20 protein-coding genes are annotated in these 24,256 nt (G+C 69.2%); 7 read left to right on the top strand and 13 right to left on the bottom strand.

Annotation, left to right across the window (positions count from 1 at the left end):
* Nucleotides 1-182 precede the first annotated feature (182 nt).
* The 5 genes from ACZ48X_RS21215 to ACZ48X_RS21195 all read right to left on the bottom strand — a co-directional run bounded on the left by ACZ48X_RS21215 (nt 183) and on the right by ACZ48X_RS21195 (nt 8,813).
* Entirely contained in the window at nt 183-3,170 is a 2,988-nt protein-coding gene (locus tag ACZ48X_RS21215) for a hypothetical protein (RefSeq protein ID WP_336350504.1), read from the bottom strand.
* A gap of 152 nt (nt 3,171-3,322) precedes the next feature.
* The gene (locus ACZ48X_RS21210; RefSeq protein WP_336350505.1) at nt 3,323-5,155 is read right to left on the bottom strand and encodes an N-acetylmuramoyl-L-alanine amidase; all 1,833 of its coding nucleotides are present in this window, start codon (nt 5,153-5,155) and stop codon (nt 3,323-3,325) included.
* Between the two features lie 478 nt (nt 5,156-5,633).
* A complete protein-coding gene (locus tag ACZ48X_RS21205) occupies nt 5,634-6,902 on the bottom strand; it encodes an iron-containing alcohol dehydrogenase family protein (protein WP_336350506.1) in 1,269 nt (422 codons plus the stop codon).
* A complete protein-coding gene (locus ACZ48X_RS21200) occupies nt 6,899-7,897 on the bottom strand; it encodes a ring-cleaving dioxygenase (RefSeq protein ID WP_336350507.1) in 999 nt (332 codons plus the stop codon). Before ACZ48X_RS21200 ends, ACZ48X_RS21205 begins: the two co-directional genes overlap by 4 nt.
* 253 nt (nt 7,898-8,150) lie before the next feature.
* Entirely contained in the window at nt 8,151-8,813 is a 663-nt protein-coding gene (locus ACZ48X_RS21195) for an HAD family hydrolase (RefSeq protein WP_336350508.1), read from the bottom strand.
* 187 nt (nt 8,814-9,000) lie between these two features.
* Here ACZ48X_RS21195 and ACZ48X_RS21190 point away from each other — a divergent pair, with 187 nt between their 5' ends.
* Nucleotides 9,001-11,067 (top strand): S8 family serine peptidase, encoded by a 2,067-nt coding sequence (locus ACZ48X_RS21190; RefSeq protein ID WP_336350509.1) that lies wholly within the window; start codon nt 9,001-9,003, stop codon nt 11,065-11,067.
* A gap of 18 nt (nt 11,068-11,085) precedes the next feature.
* Here the strand turns inward: ACZ48X_RS21190 and ACZ48X_RS21185 are convergent, their stop codons facing one another.
* Together ACZ48X_RS21185 and ACZ48X_RS21180 are read right to left on the bottom strand one after the other, a co-directional pair.
* Nucleotides 11,086-12,123 (bottom strand): hypothetical protein, encoded by a 1,038-nt coding sequence (locus ACZ48X_RS21185; protein ID WP_336350510.1) that lies wholly within the window; start codon nt 12,121-12,123, stop codon nt 11,086-11,088.
* A gap of 119 nt (nt 12,124-12,242) precedes the next feature.
* Nucleotides 12,243-13,511: a lycopene cyclase domain-containing protein gene (locus ACZ48X_RS21180; RefSeq protein ID WP_379762307.1), complete on the bottom strand. Its 1,269-nt coding sequence runs from the start codon at nt 13,509-13,511 to the stop codon at nt 12,243-12,245.
* Between the two features lie 175 nt (nt 13,512-13,686).
* Here ACZ48X_RS21180 and ACZ48X_RS21175 point away from each other — a divergent pair, with 175 nt between their 5' ends.
* Nucleotides 13,687-14,772, top strand: coding sequence for a hypothetical protein (locus tag ACZ48X_RS21175; protein ID WP_336350511.1), 1,086 nt, complete (start codon nt 13,687-13,689; stop codon nt 14,770-14,772).
* Between the two features lie 38 nt (nt 14,773-14,810).
* A complete protein-coding gene (locus ACZ48X_RS21170) occupies nt 14,811-15,227 on the top strand; it encodes a VanZ family protein (protein ID WP_336350512.1) in 417 nt (138 codons plus the stop codon).
* Nucleotides 15,228-15,230: 3 nt separating this feature from the next.
* On the opposite strand, the gene ACZ48X_RS21165 is transcribed toward ACZ48X_RS21170, so the two are convergent.
* Complete coding sequence (locus ACZ48X_RS21165; RefSeq protein WP_336350513.1) at nt 15,231-16,205, bottom strand: ornithine cyclodeaminase family protein; 975 nt, start codon at nt 16,203-16,205, stop codon at nt 15,231-15,233.
* A 109-nt stretch (nt 16,206-16,314) separates the two neighbouring features.
* Between ACZ48X_RS21165 and ACZ48X_RS21160 the strand changes: the two genes are divergently transcribed.
* Complete coding sequence (locus ACZ48X_RS21160) at nt 16,315-17,481, top strand: NAD(P)/FAD-dependent oxidoreductase (RefSeq protein ID WP_336350514.1); 1,167 nt, start codon at nt 16,315-16,317, stop codon at nt 17,479-17,481.
* 94 nt (nt 17,482-17,575) lie between these two features.
* Here the strand turns inward: ACZ48X_RS21160 and ACZ48X_RS21155 are convergent, their stop codons facing one another.
* The 4 genes from ACZ48X_RS21155 to ACZ48X_RS21140 form a co-directional block, all read right to left on the bottom strand.
* A complete protein-coding gene (locus ACZ48X_RS21155; protein ID WP_336350515.1) occupies nt 17,576-17,785 on the bottom strand; it encodes a hypothetical protein in 210 nt (69 codons plus the stop codon).
* Complete coding sequence (locus tag ACZ48X_RS21150; protein ID WP_336350516.1) at nt 17,782-18,276, bottom strand: HTH domain-containing protein; 495 nt, start codon at nt 18,274-18,276, stop codon at nt 17,782-17,784. Before ACZ48X_RS21150 ends, ACZ48X_RS21155 begins: the two co-directional genes overlap by 4 nt.
* A gap of 440 nt (nt 18,277-18,716) precedes the next feature.
* Nucleotides 18,717-18,845 carry a hypothetical protein gene (locus ACZ48X_RS21145; RefSeq protein WP_336350517.1) on the bottom strand — a complete coding sequence of 43 codons (129 nt, stop codon included), beginning with the start codon at nt 18,843-18,845 and terminating at the stop codon, nt 18,717-18,719.
* A gap of 90 nt (nt 18,846-18,935) precedes the next feature.
* Nucleotides 18,936-19,589: an HAD family hydrolase gene (locus ACZ48X_RS21140; RefSeq protein WP_336350518.1), complete on the bottom strand. Its 654-nt coding sequence runs from the start codon at nt 19,587-19,589 to the stop codon at nt 18,936-18,938.
* 141 nt (nt 19,590-19,730) lie between these two features.
* Between ACZ48X_RS21140 and ACZ48X_RS21135 the strand changes: the two genes are divergently transcribed.
* The 3 genes from ACZ48X_RS21135 to ACZ48X_RS21125 all read left to right on the top strand — a co-directional run bounded on the left by ACZ48X_RS21135 (nt 19,731) and on the right by ACZ48X_RS21125 (nt 23,534).
* Nucleotides 19,731-20,546, top strand: coding sequence for an aldo/keto reductase (locus ACZ48X_RS21135; protein ID WP_336350519.1), 816 nt, complete (start codon nt 19,731-19,733; stop codon nt 20,544-20,546).
* Between the two features lie 114 nt (nt 20,547-20,660).
* Nucleotides 20,661-22,049, top strand: a complete 1,389-nt coding sequence (gene dinB, locus ACZ48X_RS21130) for a DNA polymerase IV (RefSeq protein ID WP_336350520.1) — start codon at nt 20,661-20,663, stop codon at nt 22,047-22,049.
* A 66-nt stretch (nt 22,050-22,115) separates the two neighbouring features.
* Nucleotides 22,116-23,534, top strand: a complete 1,419-nt coding sequence (locus tag ACZ48X_RS21125) for a DnaJ domain-containing protein (RefSeq protein ID WP_336350521.1) — start codon at nt 22,116-22,118, stop codon at nt 23,532-23,534.
* 42 nt (nt 23,535-23,576) lie between these two features.
* Here the strand turns inward: ACZ48X_RS21125 and ACZ48X_RS21120 are convergent, their stop codons facing one another.
* The gene (locus ACZ48X_RS21120; protein WP_336350522.1) at nt 23,577-24,212 is read right to left on the bottom strand and encodes a uracil-DNA glycosylase family protein; all 636 of its coding nucleotides are present in this window, start codon (nt 24,210-24,212) and stop codon (nt 23,577-23,579) included.
* Nucleotides 24,213-24,256: the final 44 nt, after the last annotated feature.

Raw genomic sequence — 24,256 nt, 5'->3', positions numbered from 1 at the left:
TATCGGTCGTTCCAGGTGCTGTATGGGTCGTGGACGGCGATGGTGTCGGTGGTGTAGCGGACGGCGACGACGATGTGGCCGGCGCTGGCTATCCAGCCGTCGGTCACGACGGGGGTGGCCCGGTCGAGTCGGGTTCGAGGTCTGTTCTGGTTCGGGTGCTGGTGGCGCGTCGCGGGTTCGCGCTATTCGTCGGCTGGCATCGCGCGCTCGACGCGCTCGTGGACGACCGGGTCCAGGTCGTCGAGAACGCGTCGAACCCGGTCTGGGTGTTCGCTGGCGGCGCGTTCGAGGAGCTCGAGGACGCGCTCGCGCCAGTCCGCGTCCGCGTTCGCGTCGACTACGTCGCCGAGCACGTCGGCGTGATTCTCGACGTCGTCGACGGTGACGGCGGCGTCGCTGTTTCCGTCGTCGGCGAGTCCTTCGAGTGCTTCTGCGACGCGGAGCTGTGCGGGACGCGTGGAGGCGTCGAGCGCGTCGACGAGTAGTTCGAGGACGTTGACGCCGGTTTTCTCCGGGACGGTGGACGCGTCAGGGAACGAGAGCTCGGTCCGGCCGCCGACGTCCTCGACGACGACGCCGTCGTCGGTCTCCGCGATGGTGTCTTCGTCGAGCGGGACGGCGCGCGTGGCGACGAACTCGGGGTCGTCCACCCAGAGCGCGGTGAGGACGCGGAGTGCTTCCGCGGCGACGCGCGGGTCGTCGTCGTCGGTGACGACGGCGCGCAGCCACCCGAAGCCGCCGTGGTCCGCGAAGAACGCACGGTCGGTGTTCGCGACCTGTTCGATGACGCTGACGGCCGCGAGGCGCCGTTCGGGGAGCGTCGACGTTCGGCCGTTCGTGACCCGGTCCCAGGCGTCGTCGGTGAGTACCGGGGTGCCGGCGAGCGACGCCGTCTGCACGGCCTTCGAGCGAAGGTGGGAGTGTTGGTGCGTCTTGTAGATGTGGTGCATGGCGGCGTCGACGGATTGAGCCAGCTGACTGGGGTGTGTGTCGCCGATGGCTCCCTCCAGTCGGCTGCGGTCGGCCGCGCCGATCATGCAGAGTGCTCGCGCGGCGGAGTCACGCGGCCCGCAGCGGTGATAGTCGCTCGTCGCCGTCTCGAAGAGCGGGTCGACGACGGCGTCGGCGACCGATGGTTCGTGGTAGCCGAGACGACCGAGGACGGTCGCGTGGAGTTCGCGAACGCCGTCGAACTCGCCGCGTCCGGTGACGAGTGCGTCCGGGAGGTTGCCGTCGCCGAGGACGTATTCCGGGTGCGTCTCGTAGAGTGCGCCGAGCAGTCGAAGCGCCGGTTCGGTCCCGTTCGGATTGAGCCCGGGATGGTGCTCGCCCCGGATCAGTGCGAGGAGCGTGTCGCGGACGTCGACGGCGACGACGATTTCCGGGTCGAGTGCGGCGAGCCGTTCCAGTCCCTGGCCGGCGCGGTGCTGTTTGTGCGGGTACGGTTCTTCGAGGTTCGACACCAGGACGTCGGTAGCGGTGTCGACGACCTCGTCGAAGACGCTTCCGTCGTCGTCCCCGGCGAGCGCGGCGACGAGCGTTCGCTTCGCGGGGTCGCGTTCGTCGTCGGTACCGACCGTCGCTGTCGTGATGATTGCTTCGGGTATCGTGTCGAAGACGTCGACGCCGACCTCGCGGAGGTCGTCGAGTGCCGCGGCGAGTGACGCTCTGACGGTCGCGGTGTCACCGGGTTGGTGCCCGGCGCGCTCGTCGAGTGCGCGGCAGAGCGCCGGTGCGTGGTCGCGGAGCGCGCTCGCGTCGGCGGCCGCGAGCGCGGCGAGTGCACCCGCAGCGTCCTCCCTGATGGATTCGGTGTCGTCACCGTCGTCGTCGAGCGCGTCGACGAGTGCGTCGGTCGCGGCCGCCACCGCGGTCGGTTCGACGTCACTGATCGCGTGAAGTGCGCCCGCGGCGGCTTTCCGAACGTCCAGCTCGGGGTCCGCGAGCGCTTCGGCGAGCGCGTCGACGTGACGCTGCTCGGCCCCGGTGTCGACGGCGACCGTCCCGAGTGCTTCGCTCGTTCGTGCCCGCGGACCGGGTTCGGCGGTCGTCGCCCACGTCACGAGGTCGTCGACTTCGTCGGTCGTGACGGCGTCGGGGTCGGTGTCGACGGTGGTCACGACGGCGCGCTGGGTGGCGGTGAGCCCCTCGTCGTCGCGGGCCCGCTCGCCGTCGGCTGGCTCGACGGCGTTCGCCGGGGCGACGAGAACCTCGTCGCCGTGGCTGGCGGGGAAGGCGTCGTCAGACTCTTCGACGACACCGAGCCGGAACTGCGTGAGGCGATGCCGCGTCGGCGTCACGATGGCGTACTCGCGCTCGACCGTCACGGTCGCCGTCGCGTCGCTCGGCCCATCGATGGCGTGCTCGAACCCAGCGAGTGCGGACGACGGCTGGACCGTCCACGTCCGCGGGTGGCCGACGCCATCGGGCTGGTTCTCGTCGTCCACGGCGAGCGTCGGAACCGTCGACGTCGCCCAGACCGTCTGTGGTGCCAGTTTCTCGTACCGCTCGCGTTGCGCTTCGAACGCCGCCGCCTGCGCGCTCCCGTCGACGAACGCCTCCCGGTCGAACGGCTCGAACAGCCATTCGACGACGAAGTACGCGGTCGTGTTCTCGTAGGACGACGGGTCACCGGTGGCGTCGTATATCCGCCCCCGGTCTTCGGGCGTCGTCTGGGCGAGGCCGGCGAGGAACGCGCTCGCCGCGTCGAGGTAGTTCTCGGTCGCCAGCGCGCCGGTAGGCGCTTGCACCTCGTAGTACAGGTACCGCTCGTCGTCCATGTCACTGTACCCGGCGGCGTCGGCCTTCGCCCCTTCCCGTTGCTTCCTGTGGTGTTCGAAGTCGGTGTCCCGCACCTCCTGTTGCTCTCCAATGATGCCCGGGTCCACGTCCCCGTTGGCTGGCGACATGGCGTCGTCGTGCCAGAGGAAGTACTCGACGCTGTCGGCGTAGTGGAGGTCTCGGTCCATCCACTTGTCGTCGAACGCGCTCGGCCAGTCGGGGTCGAGCTTCGTCCCGTCGTCGAGCAGCGGCCCGGAGTGAAACTCCTCGGGCAGGTCGAGGGCGTCCGCCTGGAAGGCGTCGTACAGCGGGTCGAACAGCTCGCGCTGCGACCGTTCGACGAACTCGCGGTACGACTCCCAGGACTCGAACCCGTTCGGACTCCTCATACACTCACCACGAGCTGAGGTTGAATAAAGTCTCGCCATGCACGGTGAAAGTGGAGCTACTCGACCATCGAAGCGCCACCAGTCACGCTCCTGGGAAGCCTCGAGCGCGGCTTCGGTACGGCCGCCAGCGTTGCGCGTGACCGTCAGGTCCGTCAGCCACCGGCCGGCGTCGACGTGCTCGGGGAGCGACGCGAGGACGCGCTGGGCGACGCCTGCGTACGCGACCCCCTGCTGGACGTTGGATGACCGGGACGAAGGGATTGAGACAGCCCAGGACCAAACACTGAACTTCGTCGTCTCTCTCTATTCTGCGATGAGCGTCCAGACGTAGCCGTCGGGGCTGACAGCTTGTTCGAACGCGTCGCGGTCGTAGGTGACGTAGCGGCCGCCGCCGGCGTGTGGCTGCCTTCGTAGCGTTCGTTCCAGGTGCCGTAGGGGTCGTGGACGGTGATGGTGTCGGCGGTGTAGCCGACGGCGACGACGATGTGGCCGGCGCCCGTGAACCAGCCGTAGGTCATGACGGGGACGCCCCGGTCGATGGCGGCTTCGAGGTCGGCCATCGTGGTCTCCCGGGAGCCGCTGGCGCGGACGTCGAGGCCGTTCTCGCTGGCGACCTGGTCGAACACCCGTTCGGCGCCGGCGGGGGTCTGGCCGTCGTCGGTCCCCCAGCGTTCGGTGAGTGCGTCGGGGTCTGTGTCGAGGCCGTAGTGGCGGAAGAGCATCGACAGGCAGGTGTTCTGGCAGGAGCCGCTCGGGCTGTAGTCGTTGTCGCGCTGGGAGAGATAGGGGACGCCCTGAATGGGGTTCCCGGTGCCGTCGCCGCCGTCGTCGCTCGCGGGTTCGAGGAAGGATTGGGCGCTCCAGCCGCGCGTCTGGCCGTAGTCTATCTTCCACCACGTGTAGCCGTCGTTGGTGACGTAGCCGTTCTTCACGTACCCTGTGGTGTCTGCGTCGGCGATCCCAACGACGTCCGCGCTCGTCGTGGCCTCTTGACGGACGTTCAGGTCCGTCGTGGTCGCGACCGCCTCGCCGATATCGAACGCTGGGTCTGGTGCGTCGCCGGACTCGTCGTCCCCGCCGTCGTTTCCATCGCCGTCACCGTCGTCGTTACGTGGGTCGAGGTAGTCCTGGACGCTCCAGCCGCCGACGTCGTTCTCCCACTCGACCCACCACCACGTGTAGCCGTCGTTCTGGTAGGGGCCGTTCGCGATGGTCCCCTCGACGTCGGTGGGCTGGGTGTGTTTCACGTTGTCCGCGATCTCGGCGGAGGCGCGGACGTTCACGGTGGTCGTGGAGACGACGTCTTGTCCAGTGCCGTACGAGCCGCCGGCGTCGCCGCCGCCGGTGGAGCCGTTCATCTTCTCGAGGAGGTAGTTCCAGTTCCACGTTGCGCCGGGGTCGGTCTTCCCGCCGGTGACGTCGTCGCAGTCGTACGGTGACGGTATCTGGGAGTGCCCGACGAGCCCGCCGTCGCCGTCGTACGCGCTGCAGGGAGCGACGTCGAACGTCGGATGGCGGACCGGGACGTCGTAGGTCTCGCAGAGGTACGCGCAGAGGTCGGCGACGGCTTCGTACGTCGCCTCGGAGAAGTCGGTCTCGCCGGCGTATCCCGCGAGTTCGATGCTGATGCCGGTGTCGTTGTACGGACCGTTCCCTTGCGTCCACGCGACGTCGTCGAGGTTCACCATCTTGGTGATGTCGCCGTCGTCGTCGACGACGAAGTGACTGGAGACGTTCGCGTCGGGGTTCTGGAACCAGTTGATGCCCGCGCTCGCGGAGCCCTCGATGGTGTGGAGGACGATCCAGCGAATGTCGCTGGCGTCGCGGTCGGCGGGCGTGTAGTTGCTCTCGTGCGCTGGTTTCCAGCGCATCGGGGGCTTTTCGGGGGTGAGTGCTGCGGCGGTACCGCCGGCGGTGGCGCCCAGGAGTGTCGTCGCTGTGGCCGTGCTCGCTGCGAACCGAAGCAGGTTCCGTCTGGATTGCATCACGTGCACCCGGGCTTTCTATTCGTATATTATTTTATCAGAATAAACTACTTTTCGTCCGTCGTCGGTCGAATCGTCCGGTGACAGTGGACGTATAGAGCGGTAGTGGAGTAGCTAGTCCGGTGATGTTTCTGTGGCGGTGAGGGGTCGGACTCGGCGAGTGCTACGAGTGACGCGACTTCGAATTGAAACGATGCGATGCGTGTGTGGTGATAGTGAAGCGGCGAGGGGGAGACGAGGAAGAGGACGTGGGGGGAATTGCGTGGGCAGAGAGCGCCCGTCGCTGGCCGTGGTCGTCCGGCGCCGGCCGCGTCTCGTCGTGCGACTCGATGCACTCCTGTCGCCCGCCGTCTGTGCCTCGTGACGTGATCGGAGCCCGGGAATTCCGCCGTCTAAACGTCGGCTTCGGCCCGACAGTTCCGACGACCGTACGGAGAATGCCAGTATCGGCGGCTAGCGGCGGCTCTCTGCGGTCGCGTCAGTACGCGCGCTCCAGGATGCTCGCCACGTCCTCGCGGGACGCGTCGAGCTCACGGGGCGCGTTCGCCATGAACGAGTCGTCGAGCACGTGCTGGGCGACCGTCGGGAACGCCTCGCGCGTTGGTCCATCGACGTCCCGGAGGCGTGCCGGGAGGCCGAGCGCGTCGCGTACCTCGGCGACGGCGTCGACGATGGCGGCGTCGATGGCTTCGGCCGGTCCGGCGTCAGCGACGTCGAACGCGTCGGCGAGGAGCGCGCGACCGGCGCCGGTCTCCGCGAGGAGGTACTCGAGCGCGTGTGGCGCGACGACCCCGTGCGCGGCGCCCTGCTGGACGTCGTAGGTCCGGGTGAGTGCGTGCCCGAACGCGTGGACGAGCGAGAGCGTCGTCCCGTCGGGTCTGGAGACGCCGTACTGGGCGAGGAGGATGCCTTCGAGGACGGGGTCGACGTCGCCGGGCGTGACCGGGTCGTCGCCGAGCGCGGGGAGCGCGTCCTGGAGGACCGACAGCGAGCGCGTTGCGGTGGCGTCCGTGATCGGCGTCGCGTTCCGCGCGTACGTCGATTCCAGGGCTTTGTCGAATCCGTTCATCGCGGACGCCGCCAGCACGCGTCGCGGAGTCGTCGCGACGAGCTCGGCGTCGTGGAACACGGCGGACGGCATCAGTGCCGGATGCCCGATGCCGCCGCCGCGTTCCGCGTCGACGAGGCCGTGCTCGGGACTGGCGGTGATGCCGGCGACCTGCGAGAGCTCCGCGCCGGCGAGCGTCGTCGGGACCGCCGCGATAGGTGGAAGGGCGGCCTCGGGAACCATCACCGTCCCAGTGGTCTGGAACTCGTCCGCGACGACGGCGCGGTCGCGGTCTGTCGCCGCGAGCACGCTCGCGACGGTCGCCACGTCCAGACTGCTGCCCCCGCCCACCGCGACGAGCGCGTCCGCGTCGTGCTCGCGCATCGCGGCCACCGCGTCGTACGCCGTGGACAGTCGCTTCGCTGGCGTCGTCTCCGCGAACACGCCAGCGAGCCGGTCACCCAAGCCCTCGCGGACCGGGTCCATCACCGCTGACGTCTCACCGACGGTCCGTCCGGTCACGACGAGCGCGCGCTCGACGCCCTGCGCGCCCAGTTCGCTCCCGAGCGACGCGACGCTCCCCGCACCGAACCGGAGTACGCCCGGGCGATAGTCGAACCGGAACGACCGCCCGCGAGCCCCGCTGCCCGCTGACTCGTCGTCGGCGGACTCGTCGTCGGTTGACTCGTCGTCAGTCATCGCCCGCCCTCCGGGTGGCTCTCGGGAGGGTCGAACGCTGGGAGCGCGGCTTCGATGCGGTCGCGTTCGCCCTCGAGCCACTCGGGGAGCATCAGGTCGCGCCCGAGGTCGTCGACCGCTTCGTCGGCCGTGAACCCGGGACCGGTCGTCGCGATCTCGAAGAGGACGCCGCCGGGTTCGCGACAGTAGATGGCGTGGAAGTACGTCCGGTCGATGGGTTCGGTCGCCTCCAGTCCGAGGTCGGCGTACGCATCCCGGTACGCCGCCTGTTCGTCGACGTCCGCGGCGGTGAACGCGACGTGGTGGACGGTGCCGGCCCCCATCCGCCCGCGCGGCAGGTCGGTCTCGACGAGGTCGACGACGGACCCCGGACCGCCACCGGTCGCGCGATACCGGTACCGCGACCGGTCGTCCGCGTCCGGGCTTGCGCCGGCGTCGACCTCGGTGGCCTCGTGCTCGTACCCGAGGACGTCCTCGAGCACCGTCGCGGTCGGCTCGACCTCGGCGACCGCGAGCGTCACCCCGTAGAACCCACGGAGCTGGTGCTCGGCCGGGACAGGACTCTCCGTCCACGTCGACCCGACGCCCTCGGCGTCGGGGTCGGCGACGAGTTCGACCCCGATACCGTCCGGGTCCTCGAACGAGAGAACGGTCGCGCCGAACCGCTCGCGCTCGGCGACCGCGACGTCCGCCTCGGCGAGGCGCTCGCGCCAGTACCCGACGCTATCTCCGGGGATCAGGTACGCGGTCGTCTCCGTCTGGCCCGCACCGAACTCGCCCTCGCGGCCGTTCTCGCCCCACGGGAAGAACGTGATGGTAGACCCCGGCGACCCCTCGCCGTCGCCGAAGTAGAAGTGGTACGTGCCGGTGTCGTCGTGATTCACGGTGCGCTTCACGAACCGTAACCCGAGCGTGTCGACGTAGAACGCCGCGTTCGCCGAGGGGTCGCTCGCGATAGCGGTCACGTGATGCAGCCCGCGCGTCTCGGGAGTCACGCTCGTGAATAGGGCCCAGGGCGCTATAGGCGTAGTGCGGACGTGCACGTCACCCGGTGACGTCGACGTCACCGGGCGGCCGTCGCCCGGATTCCGCGAGGGGAGACTCGACCGTAGCGGCGTCGAACCGGCGAGGCAGTCGGCGTCGAACCGGCGAGGCAGTCGACGCCGAACCGGCGAGGCAGTCGACGTCGAACCGGTGGCACCGCTATCTAACGGCCCCGATGGTATCGGGCGCTCGACGCCTGTAGCGTCAGCTACAGATGCGCCGGAGGTCCTCGAGGCAGCTGATGTCCCACGTCGGCCAGACGTTCAGCTCCCAGTCGGTGCGGTGAGGGCGTCGGATGAACGCGGAGTCGATGCCCGCGCGTTCGGCGGCGCGGATGTCGGACTCGTTGTCGCCGACGAACAGCGCGGAGTCCGTCGACGCCTCGAGGTCCGCGAGCGCCCGGTCGATGTAGTGGGGATTTGGCTTCCGGCGGTCGAGGCTCTGAATCGTGGCCTCGCGGCCGTAGGCCGCCCCGAACTCGACGGGAACGTCGAAGTGATCGAGGAGGAAGTCCACGGTCTCCTGCTGGTTCGAACTCACGATGCCCATGTCGACGTCCAGGTCCGCGAGGACGTCCAGGTCGTCGTAGAACGTCTTCCGTCCCGCGCGGGCCTCCTCCTGCTGTGCGAGCGACAGCCGTCGGTCGCGCGTCCGCCAGAAGATGTCGGGGTCGATGTCGTAGTGGTCGCAGACGATGTCCACCTGTTTGGGGGTGGCACCGATCGTCATGTCCTCGACGTGTTCGGGGTCCGGGTCGGTCACGTCGAACAACTCGAACGTCTCCTGGGTCGCGTCCCGGAGCACGTCGAAGCTCGTTCGACCGACGAGGACACCGTCGTTGTCGAAGACGACGGTATCGTAGGTCACATCACATTTACCGTCGGGGCCCTGATAAGTGTTTCAGTCGACGGGCGACGGCCACGGAGCGTCGTCGGCGTGCTGGCGACAGCGGCCGTCGACGCCAGCGTCCGAGACCGTTTAGGGGCTGTTTACTGATGATTCAACCCTGTAAACGAACGGAATTACTATTGGTCATGGGCAAGAGCATCTGTTCATGTCTCGACGGACACCGACCAGACGGAGCGTCCTCGCCGGCATCGGCGCCGCAGGCATCGGGAGCATCGGCACGGCCGCCGGGTCGACAGGCAAGCCCGAGCGCCACGTCGTTGGCACCGCGAATCGGAAGGCGACCCGAGCGGCCGAACGCGCCGCCGACGACGTCCATCGGACGCTCGACTTCGGCGACATCGGTCGCGCCGTCGCCGGCCGATTCTCCGAGGCGGCCCTCCGGAACCTCCGGCGGAACCCGAACGTCCGGTACGTCGAACCCGACGGCCGGATGCACGCCATCGCGCAGACCACGCCCTGGGGCGTCGACCGCGTCGACGCCGACCTCGTCCACGCCGACGGCAAGACCGGTGGCGACGATACCGACGGCGACGGCGGTGCCGACGTCGCCATCATCGACACCGGCATCGACGACGACCACCCCGACCTCCAGGCGAACGTCGGCAGCGGGAAGGCGTACGTCTCCTGTAGCGGCTCCGGCTGTAACTACGCGTGGAGCGACGACAACGACCACGGCACGCACTGTGCGGGCATCGCGGGCGCGGACGACAACACCGAGGGCGTCGTCGGCGTCTCCACCGGGGCGACGCTGCACGCGGTGAAAGTTCTGGATAGCCAAGGCTCGGGGACGTTCAGCGACGTCGCCGCCGGCATCGAGTACACCGCGAACCAGGGCTGGGACGTCGCGAGCCTGAGCCTCGGCGCGTCCTCCGGCTCCAGCACCGTGAAGGACGCCTGCCAGTACGCGTACGACAACGGCGTGCTGCTCGTCGCCGCCGCGGGGAACTCCGGCCCGTGCTCGGACTGCGTCGGCTATCCGGCGGCGTACTCGACGGTCGTCGCGGTGTCCTCGACCGACAGCGACGACTCGCTCTCCTCGTTCTCCTCGACCGGCCCCGAGGTCGAACTCGCCGCGCCCGGCGGGAGCATCTACTCCACCGTCGTCGGCGGCGACTACGCGACGTTCTCCGGCACGTCGATGGCGTGCCCGCACGTCTCCGGCGCCGGCGCCCAACTCATGGACAACGGGTACACGAACACCGAAGCGAGAGACCAGCTCACGGCGACCGCGGAGGACCTCGGACTCGACTCGAACGACCAGGGGAGCGGGCTCCTCGACGTCGACGCCGCCGTCGACTCGAGCACGGACAGCGCCCCGTCGGTCTCCTGGGTGACGCCCGGCGACGGCGACACCGTGTCCGGCACCGTCGGCGTGCAGATAGACGCGACCGACAGCGAGGACGGCGACGACACGCTCGACGTCACGTACGCGGTCGACGACGGGAGCGCCCGGTCGACGACGTACACGAGCGCCGGCTACTACGAGGACGACTGGGATTCGACGACCGTCGCGGACGGCGAGCACGCGCTCGAGGCGAGCGCCACCGACAGCGCGGGGAACACCACGACGTCGACCATCACCGTCACCACGGACAACGCCGAGAGCGCGCCGACCGTCGACTCGCTCTCAGCGACCGAGGTCGAGACCAGCGACGGCGACGCGGAGTTCGACGCGTCCTGGGACGTCAGCGACGCCGACGGCGACCTCGACGCCGTCGACCTGACGCTCACGAGCGACGCGGACGGCACGACCGAGGACACCGCGTCAGTCGCGGTCAGCGGGGACGCCGCGAGCGAGACCACGCGCCTCGTCGCGGCCGACGACGACGGCAGCGGCGAGTCCTACACGGTCGACCTCGTCGTCACCGACGCCGCCGGAGCGTCCGATTCGGGCTCGACGACGGTGAACGAGACCGAGTCGACGAACGCCGCGCCGACGCCGACCATCGACCGCGTCGTCGACAACTCGAACCCGGCGTGGGACCGCTTCGACGTCTCCTGGAGCACGACCGACGCCGACGGGAACCTCGACACCGTGACCGTCGAACTCCGCGACAACGGTGGAAGCGTGCTCGACGCCGCGTCGAACGACGTCTCCGGCGGCTCCGCCAGCGGCACCAACGGAGTCCGAACGAAGCGCACCGCGGGCACCGTCGCAGTCGTCGCAACCGACACCGAAGGCGCCACCGAGACCGTCACGCAGAACGTCTGAGGCGGTCGGCGACAGTCGTCACTCGACGGTGACGAGCGGGCAGTTCACGTTCGCCGTGCCCTGCGCGAGCAGTTCCGCGTCCTTCGCGGACGCGAGGTCCGACACCGACTCGAAGTCCGCGTTGTCGTAGACGTTCACCAGCCAGAACGGCGAGTAATCGTCGTCCCCGGGGAGGGACGCGACGACGTTGTGGTTCTGCGGGCTCCCGTCCTCGGTGACGAACCCGGACTGCGGGCCGCCGCCGTCCTCGCCGGGGTTCGTGTTGAACGTCACGTAGATCGGCGACAGCGGCACGATCTCGTTCGCGACCTCGAGCGGCGCTTCGGTGAACGTGAAGTACGAGAGGACCTTCCCGTCGTACCAGCCGCGCGTGAGGCCGGTGTCGCCGTCCCCGACGTGCTTCTCGGCGGTCGACCCCTCCGGGACGACCGGACAGTTCACGAGCGTCGACGTGGCCTCGACGGGGTAGTCGCCGGCGTCGATGGCGTCGACGCTCGTGATGGCGTTCGCCGCGTAGTCCTCCGGGACGGTCACGCGGTGGACCTGCCAGAAGTCGTTGTAGCCGTCGTCGCCGGGTTTCACGCCGACGACGTTCAACTGGTCCGCGACCGGTTCGTCCTCGCCCTCGCGGAAGAGCACGTAGATGGGCGCCGGCGCGAGCGGGTGGACGTCGAAGTGGTAGTACTGCACTGTCTCGCCGTCGGGGCCGAGCCCCTGGTGCCAGAACGGCTTCTGGTCGAAGTCGACTGGCTCGTCGGGACCGGGGAGGTCCGGGTTCGCGGACCGCTTCAGGAGCGTGCCCGCGTCGTCGCTGAAGCGGTCGACGGCCACGCGCTCGGCGGCGTCGGGGTCCATCGGTTCCATCCCCATGTCATCGTCCTCGGTGGTGGTCATCCCGTCCATGCCGTCGCCTTCGGTGGTCGTCATGCCGTCCATGCCGTCGTCCTCGGTCGTGGTCGACTCGCCGTCGCCGGTGCCGAGGCATCCCGCGATCGTTCCGGCGCCGACCACGCCGAGCGTTGCAACGAACCGCCGCCGCGTGCTGTCTTCGCGCATCGTACCAACACCGACACCTACCAAACGTATGATGATTTTCCGAACTCCGACTCACCTCCACGCAAGGTCCGCCCGAACTCTCTCTAGAATCTCTCCCAGTCCACGCCCACTCGGGACTGCTACTCGCTCGACTCCGTGGTGGGCGCTTCGGTCGTATCGCTGGCGTCGCGGGCATCGTGGGCGTCGCGGGCATCGTGGGTGTCGCGGGCATCGTGGTTGTCGCGGGCGTCGCGAGCGGCGAGCGTCTCGTGGATGCCGAGGACGAGCGCCGGCACGACCACCATGAAGACGTGTTCCTCGAGCGGGATACCGAGGAGCTCGACGCCGGTCCGCATCGGAATCGAGAAGACGCCGACCTCGAGCGTGTACCAGTCCCAGACGTACGCGATCGGGTAGACCGCGACGATGGTACGAGCCGCCCGTCGCGTCGCATCGCGGCCGGCACGATAGAGGAGCGCGGCCGCGACCGACCCGAACGCCACCTCCGTCGCGAGGTACGTCCACTCGCCCAGCACGGTGATGTCGGGAAGCGCCACCCCGGCGAGCGGCCGGAAGAACACCGCCGCCACCAGGACCGCCAGGAAGACGTACGCGCCGCGGACGAGGAGCATCGTGGCGAGGTCCGGGGGCGCTCGCGACGCGTACAACGCGACGACGACGAACGCCGGAATCGAAAGCGGCGCGCTCGCCGGGACGACCCCGTCGATGGCGAACGCCAGCACCGCGAACAGGCCCGCGCCCATCAACCCGTACGCGAAGCGGCGAGCGCGCGCCTCACCGAGCAGGACGCCGACGGTGTGCTTGTCGATGCTCGCGTCGTACTCCACGTCGGTCAAGTCGTCTATCACCTTCACGCCCGTCAACACCAGAAGGAACACGACCGCGAACGCCACCGCCTCCGCGCGCACCGCCAGCGTCTGGGCGTGATTGCTCGCGACGATGACGAGCGCGATACCGACCGGATACCCGAGCGTCGCCCCCAGCGGGTTCGTGTCCAGCGTCGGCGCGTGCAGGTACCCGATGAGCCACGTCGGCGCGAGCAACACCGCAGACATCGGATCCACGGCCACCCAGAGCACGGCGAGGCACGCCAGGAACCCGACCGCGGCCGCCGCGAGCGCCAGCCGACACCCCACGGGCGTCAGCGGGTGGTCGTCGTCCTCGCCGCGCAGATGGAAGTCCACGTACCCGTCCTTGACGTGCGCCGTGTACACCGCACAGAACGTCCCGACGGAGACGACGACGAGCGGGAGCAGGGTGAACTCGCGCGCCAACGCCGCGCCGAACCACGCCGCGGCGATCGGCGGCAGCATGAACACGGGGTGGACCTGCGACGCGTACGCCTTCACGTCCGCCATCGCGCCCGTGCCATGTCGAGCAACACGCATATGTGGGACGTTAGACCACCACGTGAATAAGGGCTAGGTTCGCGGCGGTCCGCGCTCGAAAGAACCCGCGTCCGACACGACCACGGACCGCGAGTGCCAAACACGGACGAACAGCTAGCGCCGGTATCGGTATCGTCCGACAAGCCTTTTCAGGAGGGTTCTCCAAGGGAGGCCAATGCCAATCGCTCCGCCGATCCAGGGCAGCGACCTCGAGACGCTCCCCGACGACACCGACCTCGTCGAGGACCTCGCCTCCCGCCCCGACGTCGAGACCGTCCTCCCGAAGTTCGTCGGGGACGACGAGACGGGGCGGTTCGTCACCGCGTTCTTCGTCGTCAAGGGCGAACGCATGGTCGTCTACGCACGCCGCCGGGACGGTGACACCGTCGACTTCGAGCAGGTCGCCGCCGGGACCGTCGGCGAACCCGTCGACTGGGTCGGCACCGTCTGGAATCAGACGCTCCGGTTCGCCGACGAGGACGCCGGGACCATCGTCCGCCTCCGCGAACGCGCCGCCTACGACACCCACTGGCTGTTCGCCGGCCACGACCCCGACGAGTCCTTCGAATCGTACCGCGTCGACCCGCTCGGGCACGAACCAACCGGGTTCACCGACTGCGACCACGCGCCCTCCGGCGACAACGAGACCGCACCGAACCTCGGCATCGACGTCTCCTCGTGCGTCGACTGCAACGCACCGCTATTCGTCATGAACGACGGCGACGGCACCCGCTCGATGGAGGTCCTGAACGCCGTCCACCTCGGCGAAGCGTTCGGCGACGACGGCACCATCCGCGGGTTCCGCATCGTCCCCGACGGTCCCGTCTCCCCGAAGGAGGAAGCCGTGTACGTGCTCTCGCAGATGGCGAACAACGAGAACCCCGCCATCCAGCGGTACGCTCGCGCCGGCAAGCACGCCCTCGTCTTCCTCGTCGGCGACCAAGTCGTCGGGTACGCGAGCTGGCAGCACGTCGGCTCGGACGTCACGCTCGACTCCATCTACCTCCTCCCCGAGTACCGCGGCGACGGCGGCCTCGCCGAGACAGTCGTCCAGGCGTTCTACGACGAGGTCGACGTCGACGAGTACTTCGTCGAGACCCCGAACGACGCCGCCCGACGCGCCATCGCGCGCGCCGGCCACCTCGACACCGGCGTCGCCACACCCGTCGCCTCCCTCACCTGCCGCGACACGACGAACGCGAACGACCCCGGCGCCATCTACGCCGACCCACGACCACGCCCCTACAACCCCGTCCGGTGACCAACGACGACCTACCACGCACCCTCTCCGACATCGCTATGCCTCGACTCCCGAAGCCGCCGCGTCTCCTCCGCGTCTGCGCGCTCGCTGCGGTGCTCGCTATCGTCGTCTACTACTCGCTCCTCGACGCGCCACCGGTCGCGTTCGAGCCCTCGCCGTGGTACGACAAGGAACTCCACTTCGTCGCGTACACTGCGGTCACGGTCACGGCCGCAGGTGCGACGATCGAACTCCGGGCGCGCCGCAGGTACCGTATCGGTATCGTGATCGCGTTCGCAACCGCGTTCGGCGTCGGTATCGAACTCGTGCAGTGGCCGCTCGCAGACAGATACGCGTCGATGGCGGACGTCGTCGCGAACGCCGCCGGAACCGCCGTCGGCGCCGGCTGGTTCCTCGTCGAATCCCGGTTCGGGTACGTCGGTGACTCTGCGACCGAGGACGACGGCCAGTCCTGACGTTCAAAGCGACACGTCGGTACCAGTGTCTCGGTCAGCGGCGCGCTCGAGCAGCCAGTCGGCGGTCGCGGCGTCCAGGACCGCCGAGCCGACGCTCTTCACCACGACGAGTTCCTCGGGTGGGACCGTCTCGGCGTCGAACGCGTCGGCGAAGGGTCGGAGCTCCTCGACGGACCGACGGCCGGCGAGGTCGCCCGTCTCGACCGCTTCTTCGGGGACGTCGGCGTAGAGGCGGTCGGCGCGCCCGACCGTCTCGGCGTCCAGTTCCTGCATCTCGGGCGTGTACGCGCCGACGGCGACGACGACCGCGCCGTCCGGGCAGTCCGCGGCGTCGAACACGGGCTCGGTGCTCGTCGTCGCTGTCACGACCGCGTTCGCGCCGTCGAGCGCGTCAGTGGGTGATTCGGCGGCGCGGACGTCCGCGTCGAGTTCCGCGTCGAGGTCGGTCGCGCACTCGTGCTTCGAGTCGCTCGGCGAGTACACCGCGACGGCGTCCACCTCGGTCGCGGCGGCGATGGCGCGCGTCTGCCAGCGCGCCTGCGTTCCCGCGCCGAAGGTCGCGAGCGTCACCGGCGACCGTGCGAGGTGTGCGACGGCGAGTCCACCGATGCAACCGGTGCGGGCGTTCGTGACGCGCCCGCCGGCGACCAACGCTCGCGGTTCGCCCGTGGCGGCGTCCGCGACGAGAATCTGCGCGTGCACGGTCGGGAGCCCGCGGTCCGGGTTCTCCTCGTGGACGCTCGCGACCTTCGTCGCGTACGTCGCCGCGCCGTGGACGTACGCCGGCATCGCGAGACCCGTGCCGAGCGCGCGGTCGGCGTCCTCGGGGTCGAGGCCGGTACCGATCGGGAAGTGCGGTCGGTCCGGGCGTTCGACCGCGCCGTCGCGTTGCGCGCGGAACGCGTCCGCGACCACCCCGAGCAGGGCGTCGAGGTCGAGGAGTCGGTCGACGTCGTCGTCGGCGATGACGCGAACCATACCGGAGCGTCCCCGCGAACCACCTTCACGGTTGGGTCCGTGGAGAGCTCGTTCCACGGGGCGTCCGTGGTCGAGTGAAACTTAACACCGCCGGCGTGCACGGACGGGTATGAACGTCGTCGTCGTGGGCGCGGGCATCGTCGGGCTCGCGGCCGCACGCGAACTCGCGGAGCGCGGCGCGAACGTCGTCGTCTGCGAGAAGCGCAACGTGGGGTCGGGGAGCACAGAACGGTCGGCGGGCGGTATCCGAACGCAGTTCTCGACGCCCGTCAACGTCCGACTCTCGCTGGAGAGCCTCGAGACGTGGTCGTCGTTCGAGGAGCGCTTCGGGGTCGACATCGCGTACCGGCGCGCCGGCTACCTCTTCCTCGCACGCGAGCCCTCGACCGCGGCGGAGTTCGAGGCGAACGTCGCGATGCAACGCGACCTCGGCGTCGACAGCGAACTCCTCTCGCCCGAGGAGGCCCGCGAGCGCTGCCCGGGGCTGGACGCCGACGAGTTCGTCGCCGCGACGTACTGTCCGACGGACGGGTTCGCCGACCCGCACCTCGCACTCCAGGGGTACGTCCAGGCCTGCCACGACGCCGGCGTCGACGTCCGCACGCACACGCCCGTCGAAGCCGTCCACCGGGACGGAGGCGACCGCGGTGACGGCGCGGTGGTCGGCGTGAGCACGCCGGACGAGCGCATCGACGCCGACGCGGTCGTGAACGCCGCCGGCCCGTGGGCTGGTCGCGTGAACGACCTCGCGGGCGTCGACCTCCCCGTCGAACCGCGACGCCGCCAGGTCGCCGTCGTCGACCCGGAGACGCCAGTCCCCGACGACGTCCCGCTCACCATCGACCTCGATACGGGCGTGTACTTCCGGCCGGAACGCGAGGGCGCCGCCATCGTCGGCGGCCACTTCGGTGACGCCGACCCGCCCGCGGACCCCGACCGGTACTCAACGACCGCCGACACCGACTGGACGATCGAAGCGGTCGAGCACGCGGCCGACTGCGCGACGTACTTCGGCCCCGAGACACGCATCAAGCGCGGCTGGGCAGGACTGTACGCGGTCACACCCGACCATCACCCCATCGTCGACGAAGTCGCACCGGGGTACGTGACCGCCATCGGGTTCTCCGGGCACGGGTTCCAGCACGCCCCAGCCACCGCGCGACTCGTCGCCGACGCCATCCTCGACGGCGCGATAGACATCGACGGCGCCGACGCACTCGCCGCCGACCGTTTCGACGACGACCGCGACACCGACGCCGAACGCAACGTCGCCTGACCCACGCTCGGAGAAGACGGCACGTCGAGAGCGCACCCGGCAGCGCCGCTAGCGAGCTATCGAAGCATCGAGAACGCCGTGGGCACCGACGAGATCAGCGTTCCGCGTCCAGCCGCGGCTCCGGCGGCCGCTCGGTCAACATCGACTCGGGGACGAGCATGAGCAGTTCGCCGTCGCCGGTATCGATGAGCTCCTGGTCGGTGTCCGTCCGCCAGAGACAGGACCGCCACGGGCCCTCTTCGAGGTTCTCGACGACCTCCGAGGGCGTGTACCGCTCGCCGTCCGACCCGACGTACAGGGTCACGATCGTGCGAGGACCGCATCGGGTTCGTCGTCGGGCGAGTCCTCGTCGGCCGCGAGTGCCGCCAACCTGGATTCGACGGAGACGACGCGGCCGTCGTCGACGTGCGGGGCGACGTGCGTGATCCCCTCGTCGTCTCGCTCGACGAGCGTGACCGACGGGAACGTCAGGACGCGGCGGGTGTCCGTGCACGCCAGCGAGGACTCGTCCGTGACGGGGAGGTACGGGTCGAGGTCGACGCCCGCCGACGCCGCCCAGCGCTTGGCGTCGACGACGAGGTCGCTGATGGTGCTGCCCGCGGGACTGTCAGCGGCTACCCCGGAGAGCGAGAACCGGTTCGGGACGAGACGAGTCCGGACGTCCGCGTACGCGTCCACGTCGAGCGCCCGCTCGTAGAGGCGTTCCTGACGGTCGTTCGAACCACCAGGAACGTCCGCCCGCACCCAGAGTTCTGCACTCGTTCCACCGTCCACGGCTTGGGGTTGGCGAGTCACGTTCCATTGGCAGGCGCAGAAACCACAAAAACGTTCCTACGGTTGGGAACGTCCAATCCGCAGACAGGGGGAGCATATCCGAGCGATAGTTACCGATTACTAGGACTATGTACCACTGGCCTCTCCGTCCGGAACCGCCCAACGGACGCGGGTTATCGTCGCTTACGAACGGAAACCACCGCATTCCCCGCTTCGCGGAGACCTTTCACGTCGAGTCTGAAGGTTTTGGCTCCGAGCTGGTCACCGCTCGACAGGACTCGGTCAGGAACGCGACTCGCGGCCGCGGGATCGTCCGGCAGCGACTCGGCCAGCGCCCGCAAATCAGAGTGCGCGACTCGGCGCGAACGCTCTCGACGCCGACGACGTTGCTCGGGGGCAGTGCTCGAAGAAGCCGTCGCGTCGCTAGTCGCTGTGGGGTGTGGAGAACGGTCGTCGCGTCGTCAGTCGTCGGCGGGGGTCGGGCCGTCGTCGTCTTCGGTCGCGCCGCGCTCCCAGACGTTCGTGACTGATTCGCCGTTCGGTGGGGTGTGTGAGACGTCCTTCATTCGGTCTCGGTCGGTGTCTGCCATCGTGCAACGAGGTAGCACATCTCCTGTACTTAACGCTGTCGGGGAGCCTATAATAACAAACAGTACCAATGGTATGTCCTAATATACCTATTATTTCTCGAGGAGCGGCGGGATGGCATGCAGCGAGTCCACGTCGAACGTCGGCATCTGCTCGGGCGCAACCGTACGATTGTGCTCGCGGCGCACCAGCATCGAATCGACGCCCGCGGCGTGGGCCGCCTGCACGTCCGTCGCCTTGTCCCCGACGTACAGCGCGGTCTCGGCGTCGAGGTCCGCGAGCGCTCGCTCGAGGTAGTACGGTTCCGGCTTCTTCCGCCGGACGCTCTCCATCGTCGGTTCGCGCCCGTACCACGTCCCGAAGTGCCTGTGGAGGTCGTGCACCTCGAAGACGTGGTCGATGGTCGCGTTCTGGTTGTTCGAGACCACCCCCAGCGGGACGTCCAGTTCGTCGAGCGCGGCGACGTCGTCGTACGCGGGCTTCTGGCCGCGGTCGGTCGCACGGCACTGGTGCTCGGCGAACTGCGCGTCGCGCTCCCGCCAGAACGCGTCCGCGTCCAGCCCGAGGCGAGCGCACGTCTCCTCGACCCGCGACGGCGACACGCCCGCGACGAAGTCGTCGAGAAGGTCCTCGGCCGGAGCCACGTCGAACGACTCGAACGTCGCGCGAACCGCCCGCCGCAGCACGTCGCGGTCCGTTCGCTCGGTCAACACTCCGTCGTTGTCGAACACCACAGCGTCGTACACGCCGCTGACTACGCACGCCAGGACTTGACGCTTTCTGCGAAGCGCTCACGTACGACGTGGGCCTGCCAGTCCGCGACGACGAACGCCCCGTCCCTGACCTCGACGACAGGACACATTACGGTGGAACGAGAACCCTCCCCCATGGAGCACGTATCCGTCGCCGACGACGACGTCCCCGCCGTCGGCCTCGGCACCTGGAAGCTCGACGGCCAGACCGCGTACGGCACCGTCAAGACCGCCCTCTCGCTCGGCTACCGGCACGTCGATACCGCGCAAGCGTACGGGAACGAACGCCACGTCGGGAACGCCATCGCCGACAGCGACGTCGACCGAGACGACGTCTTCCTCACCACGAAGGTCCGCCCGGACCGCTACGAGCCCGGCGACCTCAAGGCGTCCGTGCGAGAGAGCCTCCACAAGCTCGACACCGACTACGTGGACCTCCTGCTCCTGCACTGGCCGAACCCCCTCAGCGACCTGGACGCGACGCTTCGCGCGATGGCCGACCTCGTGGACGACGGCGCCGTCACGCACGTCGGCGTCTCGAACTTCTCCGTCGACCAGCTCAAGCGCGCCCAAGCGCGCAGCCCCGTCCCCATCGCGACGAACCAGGTCCAGTTCCACCCGTTCAAACCGCAGCGCGAACTCCTCCGGTACTGCCAGGACGAGGACGTCATGCTCACCGCGTACAGCCCGCTCGCGCACGGCGCCGTCCTCGACGACGACCTCCTCTGGGCGATCGGCCGCTCGTACGACAAGACGCCCGCGCAGGTCGCGCTCCGCTGGGCGACCCAGCATCGCGGCGTCTGCGCCATCCCGAAGTCCACGTCGCGCGAGCACCTCGAACAGAACCTCGACATCTTCGACTTCAAACTCGACGCCGACGAGGTCGAACGGATCGCCCGCCCCAACGGCCTGAAGACCGCGGAGACGATGCTCCGCGGGATGCTCGGCTGACGTCGCGACCGCTCGCGAGCGCGCCGCGACACCCCCACGCGGAGCCGATTCCACTTCCACTCCGGACCCGGCAGATACGAGAGCGTCGAGTCCCAACCGTCGACCGAACGACCCGTGGCAGACGACGTGACCAGACTACCGGGCGCGAGCCCGGTCGAGGACGGCCCGCCCGACCAGCTCGTCTGTCACGTCGACATGGACTGCTTCTACGCCGCCTGCGAGCGCCTCCGCGAACCCGCGCTCCGCGGCGAACCCGTCGTCGTCGGCATGGGGTACGAGGCCGGTGACGACACGGGCGCGGTCGCGACCGCGAGCTACGAGGCCCGCGAGTACGGCGTCGACTCCGCGATGGCGATCACGACCGCGCTCGAACGCCTCCCGCGGCGCGAGGACGCCGACCCCGACGACCCGGACGCCCCGAACCCCGAGGACACCGGCCTCTACCGGCCCGTGGACCTCGACTACTACCAGGAGGTCGGCGCGCAAGTCAAGGACATCCTCCACGAGTGCGCGGACGTCGTCCGAGAGGTCAGCATCGACGAGGCGTACCTCGACGTCACCGACCGCACGAACTGGGAGGTCGTCGAGGGGTTCGCGCGCCACGTCAAGCAGCGCATCGCTCGCGAGGTCGGCGTCGCCGCGAGCGTCGGCGTCGCGCCGACGATGAGCGCCGCGAAGGTCGCGAGCGACCACGACAAACCCGACGGGCTCGTCGTCGTCACGCCCGAGGAACTCGTCGAGTTCCTCGCGCCGCTCGACGTCGAGGACGTCCACGGCGTCGGGCCGGTGACTGCCAGGAAGCTCCGCGAGGAAGGCATCGAGAACGCGGGCGACCTCGCTGACGCCGACCGGGACGCGCTCGTCGACCAGTTCGGGGAACGCGGCGGGGAACTCCACGACCGCGCTCGCGGCCGGGACTACCGCGAGGTCACGCCGCGGGGCGACCCGAAGAGCTTCTCGCGCGAATCCGCGTTCGGGTCGCCCGTCACCGACGCCGAGCCGAAACGCGAGCAGGTTCGCACGCTCGCCGCGGCGGTCGCCGAGCGCGCCCAGCGCGAAGGCGCGCTCTACCGGACCATCGGCGTGAAGGCCGTCGAACCGCCGTTCGACGTGAACACGCGCGAACGCTCGCTCCCCGGCCCGGTCGACGACCCGGCGCTCGTCGAGTCCGCGGCACTCGACCTGTTCGCGGAGTTCGAGGACGTCGCCGTCCGGAAGGTCGGCGTCCGCGTCGCGAACCTCTCGTTCACCGACCGCGACCAGCCGTCGCTGGCGTCGTTCAGCGGCGATGGGTCGGCGACCGAGTCCGACGCTGGCGCCACCGCCGAGAACGGCGACGAGAGCGGACGAGACGACGGGTCGAGCGAACGCGAAGACGGAGCGGGCGAGCGCGAGAACGCCGAGGAGAACGCGACCGACGGTGACGACGACGAGTCGCCAGCAGGCGACGGCCACAAGACACATGCCCTCCCCCCAGGGCAGACTTCCTTGACGGACTTCTAGCCCGACACCAAGCATTGCAAATATAAACCCCACACCCATTCTCACTATCAACTACCGCTCGACCCCATGACCGACGATTTCGACTTCTACGACCTCCTCGAGATAGACGACGACGCGAGCCAGGAGGAGGTCAAGGACGCGTTCCGGACGAAGGTGCGGGAGTACCATCCCGACCTGAACGACGACCCGGACGCTCCAGCGCAGTTCACCGCGGTCAAGAAGGGCTACGAGATACTCAAGGACCCCGCCGAACGACAGGCGTACGACCGCCTCGGGCACAAGGACTACGTCGCCAAGCGAACGTCGGGCATCCCGGACCCGAGCGCGTGGCGGACCGACGACGGCGGGTCCTCGCGGAGCGGGTCGACGACGAGCGCGTCCAGCGGGTCGTCGACCGCAGGGGGCGACAGTTCGAGCAGGCGGTCGTCGTCCTCCCGGTCGTCGTCGAGCGGTTCGTCGCGGTCGTCGTCGCGGACGAACCGTCGGAGTTCCTCGTCGCGGTCGTCGTCTTCTGGGTCGTCGAGTGATTCGTCGTCGCGGTCGAACCGTCGGAGTTCCTCGTCGCGGTCGTCTTCGTCGAGTACCGGTTCGTCGTCGAGTCAATCGTCGTCGCGGTCGAACCGCCGGAGCTCGTCGTCGAAGGCGTCGACGTCGTCGACGTCCACGGGGTCGTCGAACCGTCGAGCGCGGTCGGCGTCCACCGCGGGCGCCGGCGGAACGCCATCGGGTGGCGCGTCCGGATCGACGAGTACGACCACGGACAAGGATTCGACCATCGGAACGAAGTCGGAGCCGTCGTCGTCGTCGTGGACGGACAACGCGCTGTTCAACTGGTGGCGGAGCCTCCAACTGGGCTACCCGTTGATGCTGCTGTCGACGCTCCTGTTCGTCGGTGGCGTCGGCTACTGGGCGTACTACAACCTCGGCGCGTTCCGGCGGTTCGGGAGCGCCCTCGCCGCCGCCGGCACCGACACCGCCGCGCTCCGCGACGTCCTGGTCGCTCGACGTGGCATCCCGACGATGTACGAGTTCGTGCAGTCGACGACGCTCGTCGAGCCGATGCTCCCGACCATGCAGTGGTACGGCGCGCTCGCCGGCGCGGTCGTCGCGACAGCGCTCGCGTTCGGCATCTACCGCGCCGTCTGGGCGAAACGCCCGTACAAGTGGGTGACGATCAACGAGACCGTCGGTCTCGGCGTCGTCACCGCGACCGTGGCGACTGTGTACGGCGGGCCGCTGCTCGCGGGAGCGGTCGTCATGCCGTTCGTGTTCCTCGTCATCATCCGCCACACCCACATGGCGTACAAGTTCAAGCCGTCGTACGCGTACGTCCTCGGTGTCAGCGTCCCGCTCGCCGTCATCGGCGCCGAGTACGTCGTGCCGTCGCCACCGCTGGCCGTCGACCTCCTCGCCGCGCTCGTACCCGTCCTCACGGTCCTCGTGCTCCTGTTCAGTCTCGTCGTTCGACCGAGGCTCTTCGACTGACCATCGGGACCGACGCCTCGCGGGCCGCAGTCGTTCTCGGAGTCACCCGACGCGCGTCGCGACGCCCTTCGTCTGCCGGTAGTCGCGACCCCGGATGGCGTTCAGTCGGTCGACGAGCGCGCGCTCGTCGCCGTTCGTCCACGCCGCCGGTTCGCGTATCGGGACGACGAGGAACCCGCGGCCGCGTATCTCGGTCGCGTGGAGCGCAGCGTCGTCGACGTCGCGACCGACCTTCCGTCGCTGCGTCGTGTACGCCTCGAGGACGTGGTCGATGGCGCGCTCGCCGACCGGCAGGAGGATGTGCGCGTTGATCGCGCGAAGCTCCGTGTCGAAGTACCGCTCCAGGTCCGCGTACTCGCGCGGACTCGGGTCGCGAGGCCGTCGCCCCACGAAGAGGTAACTCAGGTAGCAGTTCGACGCATCGGGTTCGTCCGCGTACGGCGCCGCCAGGAACCCGGTCTCGTGGAGGACGCGCTGGAGGCGCTCGCCCGCGACCGACCCCGTGAACGGGACGCCCGTGTCGTCGCCACCGTGAACCGCCGGCCGGTCCCCGACGACGTGGAAGTCCGCGTTCGCGTCCCCGTACCCGTACACCGCCGGTGGGTCGTCGTCGCCCGCGAACCGCTCCGGGACGACGAGCCCGAACGGATTCCGGACCCTGTCCGTGACGTTCTGCACGACCCCCCGTAGGCGACCCCGGGAGAAAACCGTCGCGGTCACGC

This window comes from Halorubellus litoreus (assembly GCF_055378595.1).
The sequence above is the reverse complement of the archived record's forward strand: the minus strand, read 5'-3'. Positions and strand labels throughout refer to the sequence as shown.

Bases quoted from the DNA above. Each gene is read 5' to 3' on its own strand.
- ACZ48X_RS21205 (WP_336350506.1), bottom strand. From the start codon at position 6,902: ATGACTGACGACGAGTCAACCGACGACGAGTCCGCCGACGACGAGTCA.
- ACZ48X_RS21210 (WP_336350505.1), bottom strand. From the start codon at position 5,155: ATGCAATCCAGACGGAACCTGCTTCGGTTCGCAGCGAGCACGGCCACA.
- ACZ48X_RS21145 (WP_336350517.1), bottom strand. From the start codon at position 18,845: ATGGCAGACACCGACCGAGACCGAATGAAGGACGTCTCACACACCCCA.
- ACZ48X_RS21175 (WP_336350511.1), top strand. From the start codon at position 13,687: ATGCCAATCGCTCCGCCGATCCAGGGCAGCGACCTCGAGACGCTCCCC.
- ACZ48X_RS21215 (WP_336350504.1), bottom strand. From the start codon at position 3,170: ATGAGGAGTCCGAACGGGTTCGAGTCCTGGGAGTCGTACCGCGAGTTC.
- ACZ48X_RS21135 (WP_336350519.1), top strand. From the start codon at position 19,731: ATGGAGCACGTATCCGTCGCCGACGACGACGTCCCCGCCGTCGGCCTC.
- ACZ48X_RS21170 (WP_336350512.1), top strand. From the start codon at position 14,811: ATGCCTCGACTCCCGAAGCCGCCGCGTCTCCTCCGCGTCTGCGCGCTC.
- ACZ48X_RS21185 (WP_336350510.1), bottom strand. From the start codon at position 12,123: ATGCGCGAAGACAGCACGCGGCGGCGGTTCGTTGCAACGCTCGGCGTG.
- ACZ48X_RS21160 (WP_336350514.1), top strand. From the start codon at position 16,315: ATGAACGTCGTCGTCGTGGGCGCGGGCATCGTCGGGCTCGCGGCCGCA.
- ACZ48X_RS21190 (WP_336350509.1), top strand. From the start codon at position 9,001: ATGTCTCGACGGACACCGACCAGACGGAGCGTCCTCGCCGGCATCGGC.
- ACZ48X_RS21180 (WP_379762307.1), bottom strand. From the start codon at position 13,511: ATGCGTGTTGCTCGACATGGCACGGGCGCGATGGCGGACGTGAAGGCG.
- ACZ48X_RS21125 (WP_336350521.1), top strand. From the start codon at position 22,116: ATGACCGACGATTTCGACTTCTACGACCTCCTCGAGATAGACGACGAC.
- ACZ48X_RS21165 (WP_336350513.1), bottom strand. From the start codon at position 16,205: ATGGTTCGCGTCATCGCCGACGACGACGTCGACCGACTCCTCGACCTC.